We start from the raw sequence: 6592 nt of genomic DNA, 5'->3' as shown, positions 1-6592 counted from the left end.
CATCAAGAAACAGTTCATCGACATTCTGGAGTGGACGGAGTCTGGCGACGGCGTGCTCGCCTGGCGCTACCCGATGGCGGGCAACGAAATCCAGTACGGCGGCTCGCTCACCGTGCGCGAGTCGCAGATGGCCGTCTTCGTCAACGAAGGCAAGGTGGCCGACGTGTTCGGCCCCGGCATGTACAAGCTGACCACGCAGACCCTGCCGGTGCTCACCTACTTGAAGAACTGGGACAAGCTGTTCCAGAGCCCGTTCAAGAGCGATGTGTACTTCTTCAGCACGCGCCAGCAGATCGACCAGCGCTGGGGCACGACCCAGCCGGTGACCATCCGCGACAAGGACTTCGGCGCCGTGCGTCTGCGTGCCTTCGGCAACTACGCCTACCGCATCGTCGACCCGAAGCTCTTCCACACCGAGATCTCGGGCACCCGCGACACCTACACCGTGAGCGAGCTCGACGGCCAGTTGCGCGGCCTGATGCTGCAGCACATCTCCGACGCGGTGGCATCGAGTGGCGTGGCCTTCCTCGACCTCGCGGCCAATCAGGTCGAGTTTGCCAAGGCCTTGCAGGAGGCCACAGCGCCCTCGTTCGAGAAGCTGGGCTTGAAGCTCGAAGCGGTGACGATGCAGAGCGTCTCGCTGCCCGAAGAGCTGCAGAAGATCCTCGACCAGAAGATCGGCATGGGCATGGTCGGTGGCGACATGGGCAAGTTCATGCAGTACCAGACGGCGCAGGCCATTCCGAAGTTTGCCGAGGGCTCAGGCTCGGGCGGTGGTGGCATTGCCGGCGACGCCATGGGCCTGGGCGCCGGCGTGGCGCTGGGCCAGGTGATGGCGCAACAGCTCTCACAGGGTCTGCAAGGCCAACCCGCGGCACCGGCCGCTGCGGCCGCGCCGATCCGGGCCGACGACGTGATGGCCACGCTTGAAAAACTGGGCGAACTCAAGGTCAAGGGCATCCTGACGCAGGAAGAGTTCGACGCCAAGAAGGCCGAGCTGCTCAAGAAGCTGGTGTAGCCGCGCCCGCCGCTCTTGGCCACCGACCCCAGCCCTCAGCGCGCATCCCGGGCCGCGTGCCCCAACTGCGGGGCGCCGGTCGAGTTCCGCTCGGCCGCGTCGGCCTTCGCGGTGTGCAGCTTCTGCCGCAGCACCGTCGCACGTGAGGGCGACGCGCTGCGCAAGATCGGCGAGAGCGCCGAACTTTTCGACGATCACTCCCCTTTGCAGCTGGGTGCGACCGGCAGCTACCAAGGCGCTGCGTTCACGCTCGTCGGGCGACTGCAATACCGCTACAAGGACGGCACCTGGAACGAGTGGCATGCCCTGTTCGACTCTCAGCGCAGTGGCTGGCTGAGCGAAGACAACGGCCGCTACGTTATTGCCTTTGACGCGCCGCTCGACGGCGAGGTGCCTGCCGCCGACACGCTGCGTCCCGGCACTCAACAGATCGTCGCTGGCCAGAGCTGGACGACCGCGTCGGTCAACGTTGCCAAGCTGATCGCCGCACAGGGCGAACTGCCCTTCAAGCCCAACACCGAACGCGGTTTTGTGGTGGCCGACCTGCGCAGCACACGCGACGAAGTGGGCACGCTCGACTACAGCGACGCGGCCGCACCCAAGTGGTCGGTGGGCCGCTCGGTGGCCATCAGCCAACTCGCGATGAGTGGTTTGGCCGACAACACGGAAAAAACACTCAAGGCGCGCAGCGTCCAGTGCCCGAGCTGCGGCACCTCGTTGGAGATCAAGCTCTCGACGACGCAGTCCATTGCCTGCCACCAGTGCCACGCGGTGGTCGATGTGTCGCAGGGTGTGGGCGGCGACCTCGCGCACTATGCGCAGAACGACGGTGACGAGCCGTTGATTCCCTTGGGCAGCGTCGGCAGCCTCGCGTTGGGAGGCAAGCCCGCGAAGCCCTGGCAGGTGGTGGGCTACGCCGAGCGTGCCGAGGTGGGTGAAGACGAGCCCAGCAGCTGGCGCGAATACCTGCTGTACCACCGCGAAGAGGGTTTTGCCTTTCTCGTCGACGCCGAAGACGGCTGGAGCTGGACGGCGCCGCTCACCGGCGTGCCCACCGCCTCGGGCCAGAACGTGCGCTACCAGGGCGCGATGTATCGCAAGCTCTACGACTACAGCGGGCGTGTCACCTACGTGCTGGGCGAGTTCTACTGGCAGCTCAAGCGCGACGAACTCACCCGCAATACCGACTACCAGGGCGAGGGTGCGGCCAAGGACAAGCGCCTCAACTGCGAGCGCACCGAGGGCGAGGTGGTCTGGTCGGGCGGCGAGTCGCTCGACTCCGACGTGGTGCTGAAAGCCTTCCGTCTTTCGCCCGACCAGAGTGCGGCGTTCAAGCGTGACGCCACGCCCACCTCGGGCAATGCGGCCAGCTTGCTGGCCAAGGTGTTCTTCTGGGTCTTCGTGGTCGTGGTGCTGTTGATGATGTTCCGCTGCAGCGACGACAACAGCCGCGACTGCAACGCCGTGCGCGACAGTTACGGCGAAGCTTCGCAGGAGTACCAGAATTGCCTCGCCAGCAACCGCAGCAGCTCGCGCACCAGCGGTGGTTCTTTCGGTGGTTTTTCAAGCGGAGGGGGCCACAAGTGATGACTTCGCCGCGCCGCCGCCAACACGTTTTCTCAAGGAGACTCGCATGATCGGAATCGAATGGTTGAAGCCTGCCATGTTCTTTGGCTCGATCCTCTACGCGCTGATCGGCGTGGTGGTGTTCTGGATCAGTTTTGCCATCGTCGACAAGTTCACGCCGTACGACCTGTGGGGTGAGCTGGTCGAGAAGAAGAACGTGGCGCTGGCGATCGTGGTCGGTGCGAAGTGCATCGCCATCGGACTCATCGTTTCAGCAGCCATTCACGGCTGATGTCATTGCGCGTTGATCGCCGTGTCAGCCACTGACACGGCCGCCGTGCCGCCCATCCGGCCAGCCGAAGTGGCCCTGCTGGCCTCGGTCTTCGTCGTGGCCGCCTGCGGGCTGCTCTACGAGCTGGTGGCAGGTGCGCTCGCGAGCTACCTGCTCGGCGACTCGATCCTGCAGTTTTCCACCATCATCGGCAGCTACCTGTTTGCGATGGGGATCGGCTCCTACCTCTCGCGCTTCTTCGAGCGCCAGCTGGTCGCGCACTTTCTGCGCATCGAGCTGCTGGTGGGCCTGATCGGAGGGTTGATGCCGGCGGTGCTGTTCTCGCTCCAGACGCTGCCGACGTCGTCGTTCCGCTTCGTCTTGTATTCGCTGGTGCTGTTGATCGGCACGCTGGTGGGGCTGGAGATCCCGCTGGTCATGCGCATCCTCAAGCGCCACTTCAGCGAACGTTATGCGCTGAAAGACCTGGTCTCGCAGGTGCTCACCTTTGATTACCTCGGCGCGCTGGCGGTGGCCATCGCCTTCCCCTTGCTGCTGGTGCCGCAGCTCGGCCTCGTGCGCACCGGGGCGGTGTTCGGGCTGCTGAACGTGGGCGTGGCCGCGTGGGCCATGTGGCTCTTTCGCAGCGAGCTGCGCCGCCTGTCGGCGCACGTGATCGCCTGCCTCGCGGTGGTGGGAGCGCTGCTCGCCGCGCTGGCCAGCGCCGACCGCATCAGCACCTGGGCCGAAGACCGCTTCTACGGCGACCGCATTCTCTACAGCGAGACCAGCGCCTACCAGCGCGTGGTGGTCACGGCCAGCCGTGTCGGCGTGCGGCTGTTCCTCAACGGCAACCTGCAGTTCCATTCACGCGACGAATACCGTTACCACGAGGCGCTGGTGCACCCCGCGATGGCGGCGCACGGTGCGCCCAAACGGGTGTTGGTGCTCGGGGGCGGCGACGGCATGGCAGTGCGCGAGGTGCTCAAGTACCCCAGCGTCGAAGAGGTGACGCTGGTCGAGCTCGACCCGCACATGACAACGTTGTTAGCCGAACAACCGATGCTGCGCCAGCTCAACGCTGACGCATTGCGCTCGCCCAAGCTGCGCATCGTCAACGGCGACGCGTTTGCATGGTTGGAACAGAACAGGGAAACGCACCCCGGCAGCTTCGACGTGATCGTGGTCGACTTCCCCGACCCCACCAACTTTTCCATCGGCAAGCTCTACACCACCAGCTTCTATTCGCTGGTCGACGCCCATCTCTCGGCTTCAGGTTATGCGGTGATGCAAACCACTTCGCCACTGATCGCGCGCAAGAGCTACTGGACGGTGGCGACCACCATCGAGGCCACCGGCCTGCAGACCACGCCCTACCACGTGCACGTGCCGAGCTTCGGCGAGTGGGGCTTCATCCTGGCGAGTCGCCGGCCGTTCCGCGTGCCCACGCAGCTGCCGCCCGGGTTGCGGTTTCTGACGGTAGAGGGTCTGCCGGCGATGCTGCAGTTCCCGCCCGACATGGCCCGGGTGCCTGCCGAAGTCAACCGCCTGTCGAACCAGGTGCTGGTGCAGACCTTCGAAGAAGAATGGGGCCGGGTGCACGAATGAGCTGGCGCCGGCGCACGCTGCTCGGCGCCGCAGCGTCATGGCCGCTGGTGGCGTCGTGCCGCCGGGCCGCCGAGCCGCGCTACGAAGGCGGCTGGGTGGGAACACAACACGAGCGTGGCCACCGTCTGCGCGACCTCACAAGCGACAGCCTGCCGGCACCCGCCGCGCAGCACCGTGTTGAAGTGCTGATCGTGGGCGCCGGCGTGGCCGGTCTCGCGTGCGCACGGGCCCTGGCGCGCAAGGGCGTGGCCGACGTGCACCTGCTCGACCTGGAAGACACCGCCGGTGGCAACAGCCGAGGCCACCAGATCGCCGGCATGGCCTGCCCGCTCGGTGCGCATTACCTGCCGGTGCCGGGCGAGCAGGCGATTGAAGTGATTGAGCTGCTCGAAGAGCTGGGCGTCAGCCGCATCGAACACGGCCAGCGCATCTACGACGAACGCCACCTGTGCCACAGCCCGCAAGAACGTTTGTTCATCGACGGTCAGTGGCAAGAGGGTTTGTTGCCGGTGGTGGGCCAGAGCGACGAAACGCTCTCGCAGTACCGCCGCTTCAGCACGCTGGTGGCGCAGGCCGGCAAGACGCTCGGCTTCAGCATGCCCACCTCGCGCGCGCCGTGGACGGCGGGGCACGATGCGCTGGACGCCGTCACCTTCAGCGTCTGGCTTGACGCACAAGGCCTCGTGGCCGCCCCGCTGCGCAGCTACCTCGACTACTGCTGCCGCGACGACTACGGCGCCACCTCGGCGCAGGTGTCGGCCTGGGCCGGCCTGCACTACTTCGCCAGCCGCCACGGCTTTCACGCCCCTGGCGCCGACGAGGCCGACGAGCGCGAAGGCGTGCTCACCTGGCCGCAAGGCAATGCCTGGCTGACCGAGCGCTTGGCCGCGCCGCTGCGCGAGCGCCTGCACGGCGGCAAGCTGGTGCTGCGCGTGGTGGAGAACAAGCACGACGTGGCGGTCGACGTGTGGGACGCCCGCGCCCAGCGCAGCGAGCGCTGGACGGCGACGCAGGTGGTGATGGCCACGCCCTTGTTCATCACCGCGCGGGTGTTGGCCTCGCCCCTCGGCGCCTTGCAGCAAGCCGCGTCGCAGCTGCGTTACGCCCCCTGGCTGGTGGCCAATTTGCACCTCGACGAGGTGTTGGCCGACCGCGGCGGCGCGCCCCCGTCTTGGGACAACGTGATCCACGCCGGCCCTTCGCTCGGCTATGTGGACGCCATGCACCAGAGCACCCGGCCGCACCCCGGCCCGACCGTGCTCACCAGCTACTGGGCGCTGGGCGGTGACTCGGCAGAGCAACTGAGGGCGCAACGCGCGCGCCTGCTCAACGACCACTGGTCGGTGTGGGCCAGCGCCGTGCTCAAGGACCTGGCGCAAGCCCACCCCGACCTGCCGGCCAAGGTGAAGCGCATCGACCTGATGCGCTACGGCCACGCCATGAGCATCCCCGCGCCGGGTGTGCGCGGCAGCGCGGCGCTGAAGGCCTTGTCAGAGATGAAGGGCCACGTGCGCTTTGCGCACAGTGACCTGGCGGGTTATTCGGTGTTTGAAGAGGCGTACTTCTCTGGCCACCGGGTTGGGCAGGCACTTGCCAGGTAGCAGCCATCAGACTCTTTGATGCCACAAGCGGCCCCGGGTCAATGCGGAGAGGTCATACTGGTTCGGTTCTGAACCATCTGGGGTTCAGTCGTTTCATGAAAACACCGTCTTCCGCTCATGGAACCGCCGCCTGGCTGGCGGTGGTGCGTGCCTATCACCTGTGCGACGCGGTGATGAGCACGCGCCTGACTCGCCTGGGCGTGAAGCTGCCCGAGCATGAGGTGCTGGCCAACCTGAGCACCTCGCCGGGCATCAGCCAGCAGATGCTGGCCGAGCGCAGCTTTTCGGCCAAGAGCCACACCAGCATGCTGCTCAAGCAGATGGAAGCGAGCGGCCTGGTGCGGCGCGAGGTCGACCCCGCCGATGCGCGGGCCAAGCTCTTGTTCCTCACGCGAGCGGGCGCAGCGCTCGCGCGCAAGACGATGAAGTTGCAGGCCGAGGTGGTGAGCGCCATGGCGGCCACGCTCACCGTCAAGGAGCTCGATCTGGTGGAGCGGTTGATGGCACCCGCCTGCGAGGTGCTGCAGG

6 protein-coding genes are annotated in these 6592 nt (G+C 66.4%); all 6 read left to right on the top strand.

Annotation, left to right across the window (positions count from 1 at the left end; all coding sequences use genetic code 11):
- Position 1 precedes the first annotated feature (1 nt).
- A complete protein-coding gene (locus RMO40_RS15600) occupies positions 2-1018 on the top strand; it encodes an SPFH domain-containing protein (RefSeq protein WP_309723270.1) in 1017 nt (338 codons plus the stop codon).
- 15 nt (positions 1019-1033) lie between these two features.
- Positions 1034-2605 (top strand): DUF4178 domain-containing protein, encoded by a 1572-nt coding sequence (locus RMO40_RS15595; RefSeq protein WP_309723268.1) that lies wholly within the window; start codon positions 1034-1036, stop codon positions 2603-2605.
- A 46-nt stretch (positions 2606-2651) separates the two neighbouring features.
- A complete protein-coding gene (locus RMO40_RS15590; RefSeq protein WP_309723265.1) occupies positions 2652-2876 on the top strand; it encodes a DUF350 domain-containing protein in 225 nt (74 codons plus the stop codon).
- A gap of 12 nt (positions 2877-2888) precedes the next feature.
- Positions 2889-4463: a polyamine aminopropyltransferase gene (locus RMO40_RS15585; RefSeq protein WP_489660174.1), complete on the top strand. Its 1575-nt coding sequence runs from the start codon at positions 2889-2891 to the stop codon at positions 4461-4463.
- Positions 4460-6064: an FAD-dependent oxidoreductase gene (locus RMO40_RS15580; RefSeq protein WP_309723260.1), complete on the top strand. Its 1605-nt coding sequence runs from the start codon at positions 4460-4462 to the stop codon at positions 6062-6064. Before RMO40_RS15585 ends, RMO40_RS15580 begins: the two co-directional genes overlap by 4 nt.
- 95 nt (positions 6065-6159) lie before the next feature.
- Positions 6160-6592: MarR family transcriptional regulator (locus RMO40_RS15575; protein ID WP_309723257.1), on the top strand; the 433-nt coding region annotated here is incomplete at its 3' end.

Source organism: Rhizobacter sp., assembly GCF_031412075.1.
In the GTDB taxonomy this organism is placed as follows: domain Bacteria; phylum Pseudomonadota; class Gammaproteobacteria; order Burkholderiales; family Burkholderiaceae_C; genus Rhizobacter.
The sequence above is the reverse complement of the archived record's forward strand: the minus strand, read 5'-3'. Positions and strand labels throughout refer to the sequence as shown.

Coding starts and splice junctions, on each gene's coding strand:
- RMO40_RS15580 (WP_309723260.1), top strand. CDS start 4,460: ATGAGCTGGCGCCGGCGCACGCTGCTCGGCGCCGCAGCGTCATGGCCG.
- RMO40_RS15590 (WP_309723265.1), top strand. CDS start 2,652: ATGATCGGAATCGAATGGTTGAAGCCTGCCATGTTCTTTGGCTCGATC.